This is a genomic window from Nonomuraea sp. NPDC005730 (assembly GCF_040630865.1).
GTDB lineage: Bacteria > Actinomycetota > Actinomycetes > Streptosporangiales > Streptosporangiaceae > Nonomuraea.
In genome coordinates this window covers 134,448-152,104 of record NZ_JBEXYK010000016.1, presented here as the reverse complement: position 1 = coordinate 152,104, position 17,657 = coordinate 134,448, and the positions used below count along the sequence as shown (strand labels likewise).

The window sequence follows — 17,657 nt, the reverse complement described above, 5'->3', positions numbered from 1 at the left end:
TAATCGACCGGACCACCTACAAGGCTGCCATCAGCATCAACATGATCCCGGCCAGCCCTTGACACCACCGCCCGGACGCTAACTGAACGGCGTTGCTCCTAGCGGCCCCGCCGTGCCGAGGCGGTCAGGGGGCGGCGTGGGCCTGGCGGGTCCAGGTGGACAGGAGGCGGAGGGCGGTCTGGGAGGGGGAGCCCTCTTCGGTGGTGTGGGCGATCAACGCCTGGTCCTGGTCGTCGGGCAGGCGGAGGGTCTCGAAGCCGAGGTCGAGGGCAAGGTCCGCGCGATCGGCCTGTCCAACCACTCGCCGCAGGAGCTGGCGGCCGCGGAGCGCATCGCCCACGTGGACGTCATCCAGCCGCCGTTCTCGGCGATCAACCGGTCGGCGGCGGCCGAGATCGCGTGGGCGCACGCCCACGGCACGTGATCGCGTAGTCGCCGCTGCAGTCGGGCCTGCTCACCGGGACGTTCTCCGCCGAAGTGGCCATCGCGTGGGTCCTGGCCTGGCCGGGCGTCACCGGGGCCATCGTCGGCGCCCGCAGGCCGGAGCAGGTGGACGGCTGGATCGGCGCCGGCGCGGTGGAGCTGACGCCGGCCGACCTGGCGGAGATCGCCGACGCCATCACCGCCTCCGGCGCCGGGACCGGCCCCGCCCGGCCCCTCGCATGAGGACGACGCCGGAGATGTCCCTCATCGTGCTGGCCCAGTACGTGGCCGCGGCCGGGCAGGAGGACCGGCTGCGGACCGCGCTCGAAGCGATGATCGAACCGTCCCTGGACGAGCCCGGCTGCCTGGCCTACCGCCCCTACGGCGACCCGAACCATCCGGCGAGCATGGTCGTGATCGAGGAATGGGCCGGTGCCGGGGCGCGGGCGCGGCACCTGACCACTTCGCATCACCGCCATGCGGCGCAGGTGCTGGCCCTCGTCCTGGCCGAGCCGATGGTCGTGCGCACGCTCGTGACCGCCTCCGGCGAGGGCGGAGAGGTCAGCAACGCTGCCCGTTGACGTAGTCGATCGCCGGGCTGTGCGTCACCGTCTGGCAGAAGTAGCTGCCGGACGGGATGGTGATCGTGCCGTAGGTGCCGGTGCCCGATCCGGTGCAGCCGCTGGCGAAGATGACGTACCCGACCAGGTCGGAGATGAGGATCCGCGAGCCGCTGGTGCAGACGTAGTAGGCGTCCATGGCCGCGGCCGGCGCGACGGTCGCCGACGTCACCAGGGCGGCGGACGCGGCGACGGTGACCACGCGCTTGAGCAGGGATCTCACGACGTGCCCCTTCCTTGGGGGAGGTGCGGACGCCTGCACCTGTACCCGAGCTGCGCCGGGTCCGATCTGACCGGGGGTGTCCGCAAGAGGCCAATGCGGCCAGTTGTGCGTCCTTCTTTATGGCAGTTTTCGGTGCGATTGCTGAGTATGAGGGGCATGGAGCGCGTGCCGCAGGAGGACGGTGCGGCCGGGGCTCGGGAAGCCGGGCGAGCCAGGGCCGGGAGGGTTCGGCGGGTCGCCGCCGGGGGCGGGGTGCTGGTCGTCGTCGCGGTGCTGGCGTACTGGCTGGGCGGCGGTGGTGGCGACGGCGGGAGGGCCGGCGGAGGGCCGGGCGCCACGCCGACGCCCACCGCGACGCTCACGGTGCCGGACGTCTTCCGGAGGGTCGGGCCGTCGGTCGTGGTCATCCAGGCGGGCAAGTCGCTCGGCACGGGAGTGATCGCGGCCGAGGACGGGACGGTCCTGACGGCGCATCACGTGATCAAGGCCACGAAGGACATCAACCTCACGTTCGCGGACGGGACCAGGGCGAAGGCCGTCGTCGCCGCCGCGAACCCCAAGCGGGACGTCGCCGTGCTCAAGCCGGTGAAGCTGCCGGAGATCGTGGTGCCCGCGACGCTCGGCGGCGCCGTGGCCGTGGGGGCGCCGGTCGTGGCGATCGGCAATCCGCTGGGCCTGACCTACAGCGTCTCCACCGGGGTGGTGTCGGGGCTCGACCGGACCACCGGCCGGACCGGCAAGGACGGCGGCCTGAACGGGCTGATCCAGTTCGACGCCTCCGTCAACCCGGGCAGCTCCGGCGGCCCCCTGCTGGACGCCCGCGGGCTGGTCGTCGGGATCGTCGTCTCGATCGCCGACCCCGGGGGCGACGACGCGTTCGCCGGCATCGCGTTCGCGGTGCCGATCGGCGCGGCCCTGGGCGGCGACGAAGGCGACGGCCCACCAGGTGACGGACCCCAGATCTGACCGGTACTGCCCATAGCGCCTACAGAAGGGACATCATGCCCCCGGCCCAGCCTCATCCGCTCGAACAGGTCCTCTTCGAGGTCAAACGCACCATCGTCGGCCAGGACGTCCTGCTCGAACGTATGGCCGTCGCGCTGATCGCCGACGGTCACCTGCTGGTGGAAGGCGTGCCGGGCCTGGCCAAGACCCTGGCCGTCCGGTCGCTGGCCGCGGCGATCACCGGCGGCTTCCAGCGCGTGCAGTTCACCCCCGACCTGGTCCCCGCCGACCTCGTCGGCACGCGGGTCTACCACCAGCACTCCGGCGAGTTCAGGACGGAGCTCGGCCCGGTGTTCACGAACCTGCTGCTCGCCGACGAGATCAACCGCGCTCCCGCCAAGGTGCAGAGCGCCCTGCTGGAGGTGATGCAGGAGCACCAGGTGACGATCGGCCGCGAGACGTTCCAGGTGCCGGAGCCGTTCCTGGTGATGGCGACGGAGAACCCGATCGAGTCGGAGGGCACGTACCCGCTGCCCGAGGCGCAGGTGGACCGGTTCATGATGAAGGTGGTCGTCGGCTATCCCGCCCAGAACGAGGAGCAGGCGATCGTCGAACGCGCGCTGCGTCCACCGGACCCGCCGCAGCCGACGGTCACGACCGCCGAGCTGATGGAGATGCGGGCCCGCGCCCGGCAGGTGTACGTCGATCCGTCGATCGTCGACTACGCCGTACGCGTGGTCGCCGTGACGCGTTCGCCGGGCACGGCCGGGCTGGGGGAGCTGGAGCGGTACGTCACGTACGGGGCCAGCCCGCGCGCGTCCATCGCGCTCGTCACGGGTGCCCGCGCGCTGGCGTTCCTGCGCGGCCGCGACTACGTCCTGCCGGACGACCTGTCCGAACTCGCGCTCGACGTGCTGCGCCACCGTCTCGTGCTGTCCTACGAGGCCCTGGCGGACGACGTGGACGCCGACACGATCATCAGCAGGGTGCTCGGGGCCGTCCGGACGCCCGACGTCGTCCTGCGGAACCGCTGAGCCGTCATGGCCACCGCCCCCGAGAAACTCCTGCTCCGCCTGGAGTGGAAGGTCGTCCGCAGGCTGGACGGCCGCCTCCAGGGCGCCCACCGCACCGCGCACCGCGGCTCCGGCATCGACTTCACCGGCCTGCGCCGCTACGCCGACGGCGACGACGCCCGGCACATCGACTGGAACGTCACCGCCCGCCTGGACGAACCCCATCTGCGCGTGTTCACCGAGGACCGCGAGCTGACGGTGTGGCTGGTGCTCGACCGGTCGGCCTCGATGACGGCCGGGCGGCCGGGGCGCGGCAAGCACGACGTCCTGGCCGAGCTGGCGCTCGTCCTCGCCCGGCTGTTCGGGCGGGGCGGCGACCGGGTCGGCGCGCTGCTGTTCGACACCGGGACAACGCGGGTCGTGCCGCCGGGCACGTCCCGGCGGCACGCGCTGCGGATCGGCGCCGAGCTGGAACGCACCGCCGGCGCGCGCGCCGGCGCCACCACCGACCTGGCCCTGATGCTCGACGCGGCCGGACGGCTGGCGCGCCGCCGCGCGCTCATCGTCGTCCTGTCGGACTTCATCGGCGACGGCGACTGGGAACGCTCGCTCCAGCGCCTGGCCCGGCGGCACGAGGTCGTCGCCCTGCGCATAGTGGACGCGGCCGACGACGTGCTGCCCGAGGCCGGGCTGATCGTGGTCGAGGACGCCGAGACCGGCGAGCAGCTCGTCGTCGACTCCGCCGACCCGCTGCTGCGGGTCCGCTTCCGCGAGGCCGTGGACGCCCGCGACGCCCGGCTCGCGGCGGGCATGCGCCGGGCGGGGGTGCCGGTCCATCGCGTCGGCACCGACCGCGACCTGACCGACACGCTCGTCGAGATCGCCGCCCGCACGGGGGAGCGGCGGCCATGAGCGGATTCGCCGGGGACCGGCTGACGCTGTCGTCCCCGCTGTTGCTGGCCGCCGGGCTGCTCGTCACGGCGGCGCTGGCCTGGGCGGCCGTCGTCTCGGCCCGCCGCCGGAGGTCGGCGCTGGCCGCGGCCGGGGTCGCCGGGCCGGGCGGGCGCGGCGCGTACCTCGGGACCGGCCTGACGATCGCGGCGGTCGGCGTGCTCGCGGTCGCCACCGCGGGACCGGCGGCGATGGTGCCGGTGCCGCGGACCGCGGGCACCGTCATCCTCGCCGTGGACGTCTCCAACAGCATGGGCGCCGGCGACGTCGCGCCGACCAGGCTGGCCGCCGCGCAGCGGGCGGCCCGCGCGTTCGTGGCGGCGCAGCCCGACAGCGTGGACATCGGGGTCGTCGCGTTCGAACGCGGCGCGCTCACCACCGCGCGGCCCGACGCGGACCATTCCGTCGCGCTCAGGGCCATCGACCGTCTGAGGATCACCGGCGGCACCTCGCTCGGGGCGGCCATCACGGCCTCGCTGACCGCCATCACCGGCAGGCGGGTGGTGATCGGCCGCGACCGGACGCCGCCCGACCTCGGCTACTGGCCGTCGGCCACGATCGTGATGTTCTCCGACGGCCAGAACCAGGGCGGCGACGTCGAGCGGGCCGCCGCCGTGGCCCAGAAGGCGGGCGTGCGCGTCCACACCGTGGGGGTCGGCACCGCGGCCGGGGCGGCGGTGCGGGTCGACGGCTACCACCTGCAGACCTCGCTCGACGAGGACACCCTCACCACGATCGCGCGGACCACCGGCGGCGCCTACCACCCGGCCGCCGACGCCGCGCGGCTCGACGGCATCGCCGACACGATCGACCTGCGGCTCACCGTCTCCGACGAGCCGCTGCCGCTCGCCGGCGGGCTGATCGGGCTCGCGCTCGCGCTGCTCGCCGCGGGCGCGGCGGTCACCGTGTTCCGGTCCGGGCGGGTGATCTGAATGTCGTTGTCCTGGCCGTGGGCGCTGCTGTCCGCGCTGGTCATCCCGTTGATCTTCGTGATCCGCTGGTGGGCGGGTCGTCGGCGGCGGCGGGCCGCCGTGCGCGTCACCTCGATCGCGCTCGTGCGGGCCGCCCTTCCCGGGCGTACGCGCTGGACGCGGCGCATCCCCGTGGCGCTCTTCGTCGCCGGGCTGGCGCTGCTCGCGGCCGGGGCGGCGCGACCGCAGGCGTCGGTGCCGGTGCCGATGCGGTCGGCGACGATCCTGCTCGCGCTCGACACCTCCGGCTCCATGTGCTCCACCGACGTCGACCCCAACCGCCTCACCGCCGCCAGGAAGGCCGCCGCCGATTTCATCGAGTCGCAGCGCGGCGGGCCGCGTATCGGCCTGGTCACCTTCGCCGGCACCGCGGGCCTGCTCGTCCCGCCCACCGACGACACCGACGCCCTGATCGAGGCCCTGGACGGGCTCACCGTCGCCCGCGGCACCGCGATCGGCCAGGCCATGCTCACCTCGATCGACGCGATCGCCGAGGTGGACCCCTCGGTCACCGCCACCGCCGCGACGCCGCCCGCCGCGGCCTCCGGGTACGCCGGCGCCGCGATCGTCGTGCTCACCGACGGCGCCAACACCCAGGGCGTCGACCCGCAGCGGGCCGCCCAGGAGGCGGCGCTGCGCCGCGTACGCGTGTTCACCATCGGCTTCGGCACCACGAACCCGGTTCCGATGGTGTGCGACAACTCGCAGTTCGACGGCCGCGGGTTCGGCAGCTGGGGCGGCGGGTTCGGCGGGGGCTTCGACCGGGGCCGCAACCCACGGATCATCGACGAGCCGGCACTCCGGCAGATCGCCAGGACGACCGGCGGCTCCTACCACCGGGCCGAGAACGCCGCCCAGCTCGCCACCGCCCTGGACGCCCTTCCCGGCACCTTCACGGTCGTGCGCGAACGGGTGGACACGGCCGCCGCCTTCGCCGGGGCCGGGGCCCTGCTCGTGGTCGCGGCGCTGTCGCTGTCCCTCTGGTGGAACCGCCCGCGCCGCGCCTGACGGCCTAGTCGAGGGCCGTCCCCGACCGTTCGGCGAGGCGTTCGTGGCGCTGCCGGGCGGCCTGCGCGGTGCCGAGACCGAGCCCGAAGGCGATCTCCTGCCAGGTCATGCCGCGCCCCCGGGCCATCGCCAGCAGCCCGGCCTCCAGCGCGTCCAGCTCTCCGCGAACCAGCGGGACGAGGCTCAAGGCCGCGGTGATGTCGGCCTGGTCCACCTCCGGCTCGCCGTCGTCCGGCTTCGCGGCCCCGCTGAGCAGGAACGTGACCAGCCTGACGGCCTCGTGCGGCCCGATCACCGACGGGTGCGCCTGCCTGAGCCGCTGCTCGTCGGTGGCCGCATGCCGCTCGGCGATCCGGAACAGGGACGCGTGCACCCGCTGGGCGCGCGCCTGCTCGGGGTCCGGCGGGGAGAAGGGGTGATCGATCGACATGAAGGCAACAATGGCGCGGGAACTCATTGATGTCAACAGAGCGTTTTGAACGAACTGTTCAATATCTGAGGTGCCGATTGAAGGTTTGAGGGGTGCTTACCAGCGTTTCGGCTGGAAGGGTTACACCGAATGTTCAACGATAGCGTTGAAGCCATGGATATCAAGGACATCGCCTGGCCGGTCGATGGCGCGGGTGTCTCGGCGTTCCTGGGAACGCTGCCCGCCAGGCCACTGCTGCTCGGCCTCGGTGAGGCCCGGCACTTCGTGGGGGAACTGGGCGCGCTGCGCAACGAGATCTTCCGGCACCTCGTCGAGAACGAGGGCTACCGGTCGTTCGCCGTCGAGAGCGACTGTCTCAAGGGCCGCCTGGTGGACGACTACGTCACGACCGGTGCCGGCACCCTCGACGACGTCATGGAACGCGGCTTCAGCCACGGTTTCGGCGCCCTGCCGGCCAACCGCGAGCTCGTCCGCTGGATGCGCGCCCACAACGAGGAGCACGACGAGAAGCTGCGGTTCTTCGGGGTCGACGGCCCTGTGGAGTACTGGGCGGCGAGCCCGCGCGAGGCGCTCACCGGCCTGTACGACCTGCTCGACGGCCCGCTCCCCGCCGCGGTGGTGACCAGGGAGACCCTCGACGCGCTGCTGGGCCAGGACGACCGATGGTCCGACGAGGCCACGGCCATGGACCCGTCGAAGTCGATCGGCCAGTCCGCCGACGCCCAGCGGCTCCGGGTGATCGCCGACGACCTGGCGGCGCTGCTCGACACGCAGTCGCCGCAACTCGGCGCGCGGGACAGGGAACGGGCGGAACTGTACGCGCGCACCGCCACCGCCCTGCTGCGCTACCACCACTGGATGGCCGACGCCTCCCCGGCACGCTGGACCAGGCTGTCGGCCCTGCGGGACGCGATGATGGCGGCCAACCTGCGCGCCGTCGCCGAGCAAGGCCCGGCCCTGGTCTTCTCCGCCAACCTGCACCTCCAGCGCGACAAGACGTTCATGTCGTTCGGCGACCAGCGGCTGGAGTGGTGGAGCGCGGGGGCGATCGCCGCCGCCCACCTGGGCGACCGGTACGCCTACCTGGCCTCCGCCTTCGGCACGACCGGCGACGACAGCCCGCCGCCGGACACCGTCGAGGGCGTGTTGTCCACGCTCCCGTGGGACCACTCGGTGGTCGACGCCCGCCGCCTGGCCGAGGCGGTCGCCGACCCGGCGCGGCGCGTCTCCCGGGACTTCGCCTACTTCCCGCTGGACCCGTCCCACCTCGGCGCGATCGACGGCGTCGTCTTCCTCAAGGAGGTCGGCGCCTGGGGGTGACCGTCCGGGGGGGCGGACAGCACGATGGTCCCTCCCCGCGGGGAGGGACCATCAGGTTGACGCGGATGGAAAGCGGGGCGACCTACTCGGAGGTCTCCCAGGGCATCGGCATCTCGTCCATTTCCTGGTAGGAACGTTCCATGTACGGGTCGTCCATCATGTCCTCAGGCTGAGGCTCGTAGGACTCGTCCATGGGGCGGCCCATCTCCCGCTCGTTCCTGTCCGCCACCTCGGAGACACATCCCGATGCGGCGTTCCTGCCGTCGTACGGCCTCTTGCCCGGCGGGCACTGGTGGTCGTACCCGTGGTCGTACCTGTGGTCGTACCCGTGGTCGTGACCGTGGTGACGGCCGTGGTGGTGCGGCTTCTTGCCGGGCCGGCAGTGGTCCTTCTTCTTGCCCGGCCGGCACGGCGGGCGCGGGTGCTGCGACTTCTGCGCGACCCGGATGGTCGCCGTCGCCGGCGCGGAGGTCAGACCGTCCGCCCTGGCCACGGCGGTGTTGGTGACGGTGAAGCTGCAGCCCTTCCGGCAGTCCTTCTTGCCGCCGGGACGGCTCGGCACGACGAAGACGCCCGTGCACGTGGTGGACTCGCCCGGCGCCAAGGTGGTGGTCCGGCAGACGATGTTCGTCACCCGGTTGTCCTCGATCCGGAGGTTCTCCAGCCTCTCGCCGGTGTTGTTCCTGACCTCGTAGCGGTAGGTGACCCGCTCGCCGGGCCGGTACGTGCGGGTGTCGTCCACGGTCTTGTCCAGCAGCAGCGTCCCGCGCTCGCCCATGACGTCGATGGTGGCCTCCGACGGCGGCGAGCTCACCTCCGTGTCGTCGATCATGCCCACCGCGGTGGCGGTGTTGGTGACCGAGCCGTGGGCGGCGTCCTCTTCGGTGACCGTGTAGGTGCCCGTGCAGATCGTGTACTCGCCGGGCTCCAGGGTGGTGGCCTCGCAGACGATGTCCGACACCCGGTTGTCGTCGATCCGCAGGTCGGTCACGGTCTCGTCGAACGTGTTCCGCACGACGTAGCGGTAGGTGACCCGGTCGCCGGGGCGGTAGGTGCGGGAGTCGTCGACGCGCTTGTCGAGCTCCAGCATGCCGCGCTCGTCCGTGACGCCGACGGTGACCTCGGACGGCGGCGAGCTGACCTCGGTCCCGTCCGCCCTGCCCATCGCGGTGGCGGTGTTGGTGACCGAGCCGCGCTCGGCGTCCTCCTCCGTGACCGTGTACGAGCCGCGGCAGATGACCCGCTCGCCCACGTCCAAGGTGGTCCGCGGGCAGGTGACCTCGTCGACGAGGTCGTCGTCCACCATCAGGTCGGTGATGTTCATGTTGCCGGTGTTGGTGACCACGTACTCGTAGGGCACCTCCGTGCCCACCGGCACAGGGTCGGGCAGGTCGGCGTCCTGGGCGACGCGCTTCCTGAGCGACAGCTCAGGCCGCTCGGCCACCGGACGGACGACCACGTTCCGGATCAGGTGCACATCGGTGAACAGACCGGTGGAAGCACCGAAACCGAACTTGTAGCTGTCCGGGACCGGCTGCGGCGCGGGCAGGGACAGCACTTCCTGCATCCCGTTGCCGTCGTTGAAGTCGATCGAGATGGTGATCTCGGGGTTCGGCGCCGGCGTGATCCGGACGTTGACCGTGCGCTTCGACTCCTCCAGCACGGCCTGCGCCGCCCGCGGGTCGCTGGGCACGGTCCGCGTGGGCCCCTGCAGGGTGCCCGGCAGCGTCGAGGGCCACGGCCCGGTCGTGGTGAAGTTGCTGGTGGTGGCGGTCACGAAGCAGTAGCCCGCGGTGCCGTTGCCGGGCCCGCGCACCGTCACCATGTTCGGCCCGGGAGCCGGGACGCGGAAGCCCGTGCCGGCCGGTGAGCGCTCGGCGCAGGTGCGGCCCCGCTGCTCCCAGTCCCCGAAGTAGTTGCCGAGGACGTCCAGGCCGATGCCGACGTAACCCTGGTTGACCCCGGGCTCGAACGGGTTCACCGGGTCGTCGTCGGGCAGCTTCTGGGCGTAGCCGAGGCTGCCGCCGAACGCGCCCGGACGGTCCAGCGAGGCCGCGCCGTCGATCAGGAAGAAGGAGATGCCGTCTGCGGGCACCGCCGTGGTGTTGCCGTACTGCCACTGCTCGAACGTCACGTCCAGGCCCTCTTCGGCCGGGATCGGCTCGTTGTAGAGGGCGGCCGCCGTCTGGTCGAGGTCGGCGCTGGTGAGCTGGAGATAGCCGTAAGGCGCTGCTCCGGTCGGCGGGACGGGACCCGCCGCGTTCGCGGGGCAGCCCCCGAGCGGATGGTCGCCAGGCCCGGCGGGCGGAGCCGCCGGCGCGCCGGTCAGGCAGGCCGATCCCACGCCGATGAACTGTGGGATCGCGGTGGCCCCGGTGAAGTCCTCCTCGACCAGCGGAACCGGTTGCGCGGCTGCCGGACGGGCGGGTTGGAGCGCGACAGACACCGCGCTCAGAAGGAGCATGGTGGAAATGGCCGCACGTTTAGGGCCAGATGAGCTGTTTCCCGGCCCCGCAGGGCCAGATCGTATCTTCACGAATACTGAAGGTAACCATGCGCACTTGTGAACAGCCCGATCGACATAGCAAATGATCAACCACGAATGACACCGTCCCTCTTTACGGGCATTCCGGGATGCGGTGTCAGGACGCCCGGCCCGGCCCCTCTCCTTCGGCGCGGGGCCGGGCGGCGGGCTCCACGGGGGCGAACAGCGCGCCCAGCCTGTTCACCGTCTCGGGGATGATCCGGTAGTAGACCCAGGTGCCGCGGCGCTCCCCGTCGATGAGCCCGGCGGTGCGCAGCACCTTCAGATGGTGGGAGATGGTCGGCGCGGTCAGGTCGAACACGCCGGTCAGGTCGCACACGCACGCCTCGCCGCCGGCGTGCGAGCCGATCATCGACAACAGCCGCAGCCGCACCGGATCGGCGACGGCTTTGAGCAACGTGGCCAGCTCGACGGCGTCCGCCTCGCCGAGCGGCTCGCGGGCGATCGGCGCGCAGCATGAGGTGTCGGCGGGGGCGGCCATGACGAGACTCCTTACTTCGATCCTGATCAAAATCATAGGCGCCCGCCACCGGCCCTCACGCGCGCCCGTTCCGGGTCCGGGCGCGTCACCCGCACCAGGAGCCGCCCGCTCCGCCCGGGGCCGGGATGGTGGCCAGGAGCAGTGGCCCGCCGCCGGCCCGCCGCTCCTGGGCCTCGGCCAGGTCGGACGAGCACACCCCGGTCGCCGGCAGGTCGAGCCGCACGTCGCGGGCCGCCTCCCGGTCGCCCGCCAGGGCGGCGACGACCGAGCGGCCTGCTCGTACCCGGTGGCGAGCAGGAAGGTCGGGGCGCGGCCGTAGCTCTTGACGCCGATGGCGTAGTAGCTGGGCTCAGGGTGGGCCAGCTCGTCGACGCCGTGTGGCGGGACGGTACCGCAGGAGTGCTGGTTAGGGTCGATCAGCGGGGCGAGGCGGCGGGTGGAGCCGAGGGCGGGGTCCAGGTCAAGGCGGAGTTCGGCGGTGATGGAGTGGTCGGGGCGGTAGCCGGTCGCGCTGACGATCCGGCGGTGATCGCGCCTGCCTGCAGCTCGCCGCCGTCGGCCAGGCGGATCAGGAAGGGGGCCTGCTCGCGGCCTGCCGTGCGCACCCGGTCGTGGCCGAGGCGGCTGACGGCGGTCACTCGCGCGCCGGTACGTACCCGGTCGCCGAACACCTTGGCCAGCGGGGCGAGGTAGTCGGCGATGATGTCGGCGCCGGTCGGCAGCCATTCGGGGTCGGGCGCGGTCCAGCCGCCGGCCTCCAACAGGCGGCGGGCGGCGGCGTCGATGTCGTACTTCCAGGGGCTGAACCAGGCAGAGGAGTACGCCATGAGCGACGAACCCACGTCCGTGCCGACCTACGTCTACGTCACCTACATCCGCGCGAGCGCCGAGCAGGTCTGGCGAGCCCTGACGGACGCGGACCTGACGGCGCGCTACTGGGGACACCGCAACATCTCGGACTGGCGGCCGGGATCGCCCTGGGAGCACCGGCGCGTCGACGGATCGGATGCCATCGACGTCACCGGTGAGGTGATCGAGGCCGAGCCCCCGGCCCGCCTCGTCGTCACCTTCGACGACGCCCCCGGCGCCGCGTCATCGAGGAAGTCGTCGGTGGTCACCTTCCTCATCGAGCCGCACCAGGACATCGTCCGTCTCACCGTGTCCCACGAGGACCTGCCCAACCAGGCGATGCGCGACGGGATCGCGCAAGGATGGCCGGCCGTGCTGGCGAACCTCAAGTCGCTGCTGGAGACCGGCGAGGTCCTCCCGCAGGCGCCGTGGGAGATGTACCGGGCGCACGCCTGACGTCCCGGCCCTGGGCAACACGAGCACAGAAGGAGGAAAGACGTGCTGGACACCATCCCCCTCAGGGACGCCTACCGTGCCCTGCTGGACGCCGCCGCCACGGTGGCCGACTCCGGCGACGGCGGCGCCGTCCCACCGGCCGGCGAGTGGACCGCCGACCAGATCCTGGCGCACGTCGCCATTGTCACCGCGACCACCATCGCCGCCGCCTCCTCGGTCGCCTCGGCGGCGAACACCACCTATGACAACCGCACGGCCCAGGACATCTGGACCATCGAGCGCGTCATCGCCCGCGCCGGCGGCAACGCGGGCCTCCGGGAGCGCGTCCGCCGCCAGGGGGACGCCCTCTGCGCCCTGGGCGGGCCGGCGCTGAGCGAGGCCGAACTCGACACGCCGGTGCCCACCCTGCTCCTGTCCAACGGCACGGTCCTGGTCGATCAGCTGGTGCCCCTGAGGGACCTCATCACCGGCCTCGCGGACGTGGAGCTGCCCACCCACACCGCGCAGCTCCTGGCCCTGCGCTGCTGAGACCGGCGCCGCCCTCAGCACGGGGACGCGGGGCTCAGAGACGCAGGTTCGAGGTCCAGCGGGCGAGCTGAGCGTCGATCTCCGCCCTGGTCCGGGGGTGACCGGGGGCGTCGGGACGCCGCTGCCAGGGGTGCGGCCCGCCCGCCGGCCGGTACTCCACGCCCAGCGCGTCGAGGCGTTGCTCGTGCACGGCGAGCCGCGCCAGGAAGTCCTCGAAGTCGCGCCCGCCGCTCCACATCGCCTCGGCGAAGGCGGCCAGGCGCGGGAAGGCCATGTAGTCGAGCAGCCGGGGGGAGTCGATGTGCTCGGTCCACAGAGCGGCCTGCGCGCCGAGGATCCTGGCGCGCTCACCCTCGCCGAGGCCGCCGGGGACGGGGTCGAAGGCATGGACGGCGCGCAGGGAGGTCACGCTGCCGATCGGCACCGGCTCCTGGTCGCCGTCGGCCTGGCGGAAGTCCAGGTACGTCTCGCTGAACGGTGAGACGACCACGTCGTGGCCGGCCCGCACGGCCAGCACCGCGCACTTGTCGCCGCGCCAGGCCGCGACGGTGACGCCGGGCGGCAGCCCGCCTTCCAGGAGCTCGTCCCAGCCGAGCGGTTTGCGCCCGCGGGCCAGCAGGTAGTCGGTGAAGTGGCGCATGAGCCAGGTCTGCAGCTCGTCGGCGTCGTGCAGGCCGAGCTCCCGGATGCGTTCCTTGGCCGGGACGCTCTCGTTCCACTGGGTCTTCGGCACCTCGTCGCCGCCGACGCAGACGTAGGGGCCCGGGAAGAGCTCCAGGACCTCGTCCAGGACGTCGGTGAAGAAGGCGATCGTGTCGTCGGCGACGTTGAGCACGTTCTCGCCGACCCCCCACTCGGTGCGGACCGGCAGGCGGTCGTCGAGGTTGCCGAGCTCGGGATAGGCGGCGATGGCGGCCTGCGTGTGGCCGGGCAGGTCGATCTCCGGCACGACCGTGACGAACCGGTCGGCGGCGTAGGAGACGATCTCGCGGATGTCGTCCTGACTGTAGAAGCCGCCGTGCGGGCGCCCGTCGAAGCGCTGGTGCCGCGCGGCGCCCACCGGTGACTCGCGCCGCCAGGCGCCGACCTCCGTGAGCCTGGGGTACTTCCTGATCTCCAGCCGCCAGCCCTGGTCGTCGGTCAGGTGCAGGTGGAGGACGTTGAGCTTGTGCGCGGCCAGCAGGTCGATGTACCGCAGCAGGTCGTTCTTCGGCAGGAAGTGCCTGGCCACGTCGATGAGGCAGCCGCGCCAGCCGTACTCCGGAGCGTCGGCGATCTCCGTCGCGGGGATGCTCCACGCCCGGTCCCCGGCGCGTCCGGCCCGGAAGGCGGCGGGGTCGAGCAGCTGGCGCAGCGTCTGCGCCCCGTAGAAGGCGCCGGCCGGGCCCGTCGCCTCGATCAGCACCGACTCGGTCGTGGCGGTGAGCCGGTACTCCTCGGGCCCGAGGCCCGCGACGAGCCGGATCTCCACTCCGCCCGGCCCCTCCGGGAGCGGCAGGCCGGTGGCCGGGGTGAGGGCCCCGCGAAGCCATTCCGCGGCCCTGGCCAGCGCCGGGTCGGCGGACAGCGGGGTCGTGGCGGTGAGGGTGAACCGGCCTTCGCCGGGCGTGCGGCGGGCGGGCGCCGGGATCGTCGCGTTCACAGGGCCTGCACGGTGCGGGTCTCGCGGGCGCGCTCGGCGGCCCAGACGACCAGGTGCCCGGCCAGGGCCTCGGTCGGGCCGGCGCCCAGCGGCGCCTGGTCCCCGGCGCCGACGGCGTCGATGAACGCCTTGGTGAGGCCCCCGTCGCCACCGCCGTGGCCGTCGGCGAGCGACGCGCCCGCCGACGTCTCGGTGTCGATCCGCTCCTCGGCGCCGGTCACGAAGTCGACGACCCGGATGTCGCGCCCGTCGCCCTCGGCGTACCCGCGGGTGCCGAAGATCCGGGTCTTGCGGTGCTCCAGCGGTGTGAACGCCGTCATGGTGAACGACACGGTCGTGCCCTTCGCGAACTCCAGCATGACGACCTGCTGGTCGACCACGTCGTTGTCGCAGTCGTAGACGCAGCGGCCGTACGGGCCGGTCTCCAGCGCGTGCGTGACACCCGCCACGGTGGCGTCGGACGTGACGGCGCCGAGCGGCCAGAACTCGCGGCGCGCGTCGCCGAGGCAGCTCAGGTAGAGACGCTTGGCGGAGTAGGCGCAGTCCGGCTCGACGGCGCAGCTCACGCAACGCGTGCTCGCGCCCTCGGGCCGGTTCTCCGGCCGGAAGTGCGTCAGCGAGCCGAAGGACGACACCGCGACCGGCTGCTCGCCGAGGATGTGGAGCAACCAGTCGATGTCATGACAGGACTTCGTCAGCAGCATCGGCCCCGACTCGGCCGCGTTCCGCCAGGCGCCCCGCACGAAGGAGTGGGCCATGTGCCACCAGCCCACCGGCTCCAGGTGCTGCACGCTGGAGATCGTCCCCAGCCGGCCGCTGTCCAGAAGTTGCTTGAACGCCCTGGTGTAGGCCGTGTAGCGGAGCACATGACAGACCGCGAACACCACGCCGTTACGCTCGACCGCCTCGACGATGCGGCGGGCCTCCGGCTCCGTCGGCGCCATCGGCTTCTCCAGCAAGATGGCGTAACCGAGGTCGGCGAAGGCCACGGCCGGCTCGACGTGCAACTGGTCCTGGGTCGCGATGACCACGGCGTCCGCGAGCTTCGGCACGGCGGCCAGTTCGTCCCATCCGGTGAAGCAGGCGCTGTCCGGCAGGTCGTGGTCGGCGGCCACCTTGGCCCGGCGGGCCGGGTCCGGGTCGGCCACTGCCACGATCCGTGCCCGGCCGTCCGCGGCGGCGGCCCTGGCGTAGATCTGGCCGCGCGATCCGGCCCCGACGATGGCGATGGTCACTGTCATTTCGCAAACTCCTTTATGAAGGTTTCCATAGATAGTCACGAGAATGACCTTGCCGTCAAGCCTCTTCTCGTCGGGCACATGCAGCTAGAAGTGGGGATGGGCCAGAGGGATATAGTTCAGAGACCAGTGATAGTGAGGAGTGTGACCGTGCAGGTCAGTGGTGGCGACCTTCAGCGGCTACGCCAGCTGAACTCCCTGAGCAGCATCCGAGCCCTGCGTGAGGCGCGCGAACCATTGACGCTCACCGAGCTGTCCGCCCGTACCGGGTTGTCGCGGGCCTCCGTCGTGGACGTCGTCACGGATCTGGAGCAGCGCGGCTGGATCGCCGAGGTGCCGCCCGCGCCGGGCGCCATGGGCCGGCCCGCCAAGCGCTACCGGTTCCGTACCGACGCCGGTCACGTGCTCGGCATCGACGTGGGCGTGCACAAGGTGCTGGCCGTGATCACCGACCTCGCCGGCCGGATCGTGGCCAGCGGACGGGTCGCCGTCGACCGGCACACCGCCCAGCGGGAGCGGCTGGCGGCCGTGTGGCGGGCCGTCGACGCGGCGCTCGTCGCCGCCGGGCTGACCGCGTCCGACATGTGGGGCGTCACCGCGGGCAGCACCGGCGTCGTCAACCGCGAAGGGCTCGTCACCATGGTCAGCGACCTGCCCGACTGGCCCGGCGTCGACCTCGTCGGTCATCTCGGGCAGCGGCTCGCCTGCCCGATCTCCATCGAGAACGACAGCAAGCTCGCCGCCCTCGCCGAGCAGCGGCTCGGGGTGGCCGCCGGCGTCCAGCACCTCGTCTACCTGCACGTCGGCCGCCGGCCCGGTGCCGCGCTGATCATCGACGGGCGCCTGTACCACGGGTTCAGCGGGGCCACCGGCGAGGTCGGGCTCATGGAGATCACCGGCTGGGGCACCATGGCCGGGCGGCTGGAGAGCGGCCCGGCGGCCAAGGGGGCCTCGCCCGAGGAGGCCGCCCGGCTGGTCTTCGGCGCGGCCCGGACCGGCGACCTGGAGGCCCAGGCCGCGGTCGACGCGTACGCCCGCCATCTCGCGCTCGGCACCGCCGCGATGGTGCTGACGCTGGACCCCGAGTTGGTCGTGCTCGGCGGCGGGTTCTCCCGCTCGGCCGACGTCCTGCTGCCCGCGCTGCGCCGGGCGCTCGAACCTCACTGTGTACGCGTTCCCGACATCCGGCCCTCGACGCTCGGCGAGGAATGCGTCGCCCTGGGCGGGGCCTGTCTGGCGCTGGACCACGTGGACGATCGCTTCTTCTCCCCGGAGGGTTCCATCTCCAGCCCCGTCGCTCCGCAGCGACTCTCCTGACCCGCTTTTTTCATGGGCTCCACGAGAAGCTCGTCACCCTGGGCCGTCGCTGACCTGCGCCTCATGGAACGGCGTGACATCGAGATCCCGCGCCAGGGCGGCAAGATCGCGCACGCCGAGTTCCGGATCGGCGCCGCGGTCTTCATGTTGCGCGACGAACACCCCGAATACCACTTCCGCAGCCCGAGGACGATCGGCGGTCTGCAGTTCCACGGCGACCCCCAGGTCGAACAGGAGGACCCCTTCGGCCACTCCTGGTTCTTCACCAGCCGGGTCGCCGACATGGACGCGGAGCAGCTGACGGCGACCGCCTCGGCGGTGCGCCTCTGACCTGCGGGGAGGCTTCACGCGCCGGCTAGGGATGCGTCACCTTTCTGCCAGGTCACTTTCCGCAAGCTGACGATTACTTTCTGTATGCATTGTCCGGACCGGCCGATCGTCTCGTGCGGGATCGCCCGCCGAACAAGGCCGGGGCCGGCCCGCCCGCCGCATCAGTGGAGGTATCCCATGCCCGTCAGCCCCCTCGCCCGCCTGATGGCCGCATCCGCCGTCGCCCTGGTGGCCGCGGCCGTCGTCCCCGCCTCGACGGCCCACGCCGCCCAGGCCGGTCCGCCGGTGTGCCTGGACGCCACCAACAGCCGCGCCAACAACACCGAGGTGCGCCTGTGGACGTGCCTGAACCACCCCAACCAGAAGT

Annotated in this window: 22 protein-coding genes; 14 read left to right on the top strand and 8 right to left on the bottom strand. The window is 72.4% G+C overall.

Annotated elements, in window-relative coordinates; translation table 11 throughout:
• The first annotated feature begins 205 nt into the window (after positions 1-205).
• From ABZ444_RS21330 to ABZ444_RS21320, 3 genes are read left to right on the top strand one after another with little or no spacing between them, the layout of a single operon-like run.
• Positions 206-424, top strand: coding sequence for a hypothetical protein (locus ABZ444_RS21330; protein WP_357999411.1), 219 nt, complete (start codon positions 206-208; stop codon positions 422-424).
• A gap of 53 nt (positions 425-477) precedes the next feature.
• The gene (locus ABZ444_RS21325) at positions 478-666 is read left to right on the top strand and encodes an aldo/keto reductase (RefSeq protein WP_357999408.1); all 189 of its coding nucleotides are present in this window, start codon (positions 478-480) and stop codon (positions 664-666) included.
• Between the two features lie 14 nt (positions 667-680).
• Positions 681-1,004 carry a putative quinol monooxygenase gene (locus ABZ444_RS21320; RefSeq protein WP_357999405.1) on the top strand — a complete coding sequence of 108 codons (324 nt, stop codon included), beginning with the start codon at positions 681-683 and terminating at the stop codon, positions 1,002-1,004.
• Here ABZ444_RS21320 and ABZ444_RS21315 read toward each other — a convergent pair.
• Positions 985-1,266: a hypothetical protein gene (locus tag ABZ444_RS21315; protein WP_357999402.1), complete on the bottom strand. Its 282-nt coding sequence runs from the start codon at positions 1,264-1,266 to the stop codon at positions 985-987. The genes ABZ444_RS21320 and ABZ444_RS21315 overlap by 20 nt on opposite strands.
• A 156-nt stretch (positions 1,267-1,422) precedes the next feature.
• Here ABZ444_RS21315 and ABZ444_RS21310 point away from each other — a divergent pair, with 156 nt between their 5' ends.
• From ABZ444_RS21310 to ABZ444_RS21290, 5 genes are read left to right on the top strand one after another with little or no spacing between them, the layout of a single operon-like run.
• A complete protein-coding gene (locus ABZ444_RS21310; protein ID WP_357999399.1) occupies positions 1,423-2,232 on the top strand; it encodes a trypsin-like peptidase domain-containing protein in 810 nt (269 codons plus the stop codon).
• Between the two features lie 35 nt (positions 2,233-2,267).
• Positions 2,268-3,245, top strand: a complete 978-nt coding sequence (locus ABZ444_RS21305) for a MoxR family ATPase (protein ID WP_357999396.1) — start codon at positions 2,268-2,270, stop codon at positions 3,243-3,245.
• Between the two features lie 6 nt (positions 3,246-3,251).
• Entirely contained in the window at positions 3,252-4,136 is an 885-nt protein-coding gene (locus ABZ444_RS21300; RefSeq protein ID WP_357999393.1) for a DUF58 domain-containing protein, read from the top strand.
• On the top strand, positions 4,133-5,107 hold the full coding sequence (locus tag ABZ444_RS21295) for a VWA domain-containing protein (protein ID WP_357999390.1): 975 nt from the start codon (positions 4,133-4,135) through the stop codon (positions 5,105-5,107). Before ABZ444_RS21300 ends, ABZ444_RS21295 begins: the two co-directional genes overlap by 4 nt.
• Positions 5,108-6,154, top strand: coding sequence for a VWA domain-containing protein (locus ABZ444_RS21290; RefSeq protein ID WP_357999387.1), 1,047 nt, complete (start codon positions 5,108-5,110; stop codon positions 6,152-6,154).
• 4 nt (positions 6,155-6,158) lie between these two features.
• On the opposite strand, the gene ABZ444_RS21285 is transcribed toward ABZ444_RS21290, so the two are convergent.
• A complete protein-coding gene (locus ABZ444_RS21285; RefSeq protein ID WP_357999384.1) occupies positions 6,159-6,584 on the bottom strand; it encodes a DNA-binding protein in 426 nt (141 codons plus the stop codon).
• Positions 6,585-6,737: 153 nt separating this feature from the next.
• On the opposite strand from ABZ444_RS21285, the gene ABZ444_RS21280 reads away from it, so the two are divergent.
• Positions 6,738-7,904 (top strand): erythromycin esterase family protein, encoded by a 1,167-nt coding sequence (locus ABZ444_RS21280; protein ID WP_357999381.1) that lies wholly within the window; start codon positions 6,738-6,740, stop codon positions 7,902-7,904.
• Positions 7,905-7,986: 82 nt separating this feature from the next.
• On the opposite strand, the gene ABZ444_RS21275 is transcribed toward ABZ444_RS21280, so the two are convergent.
• The 4 genes from ABZ444_RS21275 to ABZ444_RS21260 all read right to left on the bottom strand — a co-directional run bounded on the left by ABZ444_RS21275 (position 7,987) and on the right by ABZ444_RS21260 (position 11,757).
• Positions 7,987-10,368 carry a hypothetical protein gene (locus tag ABZ444_RS21275; protein WP_357999378.1) on the bottom strand — a complete coding sequence of 794 codons (2,382 nt, stop codon included), beginning with the start codon at positions 10,366-10,368 and terminating at the stop codon, positions 7,987-7,989.
• Between the two features lie 178 nt (positions 10,369-10,546).
• Positions 10,547-10,930, bottom strand: a complete 384-nt coding sequence (locus tag ABZ444_RS21270) for a metalloregulator ArsR/SmtB family transcription factor (protein ID WP_357999375.1) — start codon at positions 10,928-10,930, stop codon at positions 10,547-10,549.
• Between the two features lie 85 nt (positions 10,931-11,015).
• On the bottom strand, positions 11,016-11,153 hold the full coding sequence (locus ABZ444_RS21265) for a hypothetical protein (protein WP_357999372.1): 138 nt from the start codon (positions 11,151-11,153) through the stop codon (positions 11,016-11,018).
• Positions 11,154-11,346: 193 nt separating this feature from the next.
• The gene (locus tag ABZ444_RS21260; protein WP_357999369.1) at positions 11,347-11,757 is read right to left on the bottom strand and encodes a hypothetical protein; all 411 of its coding nucleotides are present in this window, start codon (positions 11,755-11,757) and stop codon (positions 11,347-11,349) included.
• On the opposite strand from ABZ444_RS21260, the gene ABZ444_RS21255 reads away from it, so the two are divergent.
• Positions 11,756-12,235 carry an SRPBCC family protein gene (locus tag ABZ444_RS21255; protein WP_357999366.1) on the top strand — a complete coding sequence of 160 codons (480 nt, stop codon included), beginning with the start codon at positions 11,756-11,758 and terminating at the stop codon, positions 12,233-12,235. The two genes, ABZ444_RS21260 and ABZ444_RS21255, sit on opposite strands and share 2 nt — an antisense overlap.
• 42 nt (positions 12,236-12,277) lie before the next feature.
• Positions 12,278-12,763 carry a hypothetical protein gene (locus ABZ444_RS21250; protein WP_357999363.1) on the top strand — a complete coding sequence of 162 codons (486 nt, stop codon included), beginning with the start codon at positions 12,278-12,280 and terminating at the stop codon, positions 12,761-12,763.
• A 34-nt stretch (positions 12,764-12,797) separates the two neighbouring features.
• Here ABZ444_RS21250 and ABZ444_RS21245 read toward each other — a convergent pair whose 3' ends face one another.
• Positions 12,798-14,405: a beta-N-acetylhexosaminidase gene (locus ABZ444_RS21245; RefSeq protein ID WP_357999360.1), complete on the bottom strand. Its 1,608-nt coding sequence runs from the start codon at positions 14,403-14,405 to the stop codon at positions 12,798-12,800.
• Entirely contained in the window at positions 14,402-15,646 is a 1,245-nt protein-coding gene (locus ABZ444_RS21240; protein ID WP_357999357.1) for a Gfo/Idh/MocA family oxidoreductase, read from the bottom strand. The genes ABZ444_RS21245 and ABZ444_RS21240 overlap by 4 nt, the downstream gene beginning before the upstream one ends.
• Before the next feature lie 141 nt (positions 15,647-15,787).
• Between ABZ444_RS21240 and ABZ444_RS21235 the strand changes: the two genes are divergently transcribed.
• The 3 genes from ABZ444_RS21235 to ABZ444_RS21225 form a co-directional block, all read left to right on the top strand.
• Positions 15,788-16,960, top strand: coding sequence for an ROK family transcriptional regulator (locus ABZ444_RS21235; RefSeq protein WP_357999355.1), 1,173 nt, complete (start codon positions 15,788-15,790; stop codon positions 16,958-16,960).
• Between the two features lie 63 nt (positions 16,961-17,023).
• Entirely contained in the window at positions 17,024-17,290 is a 267-nt protein-coding gene (locus ABZ444_RS21230; protein ID WP_357999352.1) for a hypothetical protein, read from the top strand.
• 177 nt (positions 17,291-17,467) lie between these two features.
• Positions 17,468-17,657: hypothetical protein (locus tag ABZ444_RS21225; RefSeq protein WP_357999349.1), on the top strand; the 190-nt coding region annotated here is incomplete at its 3' end.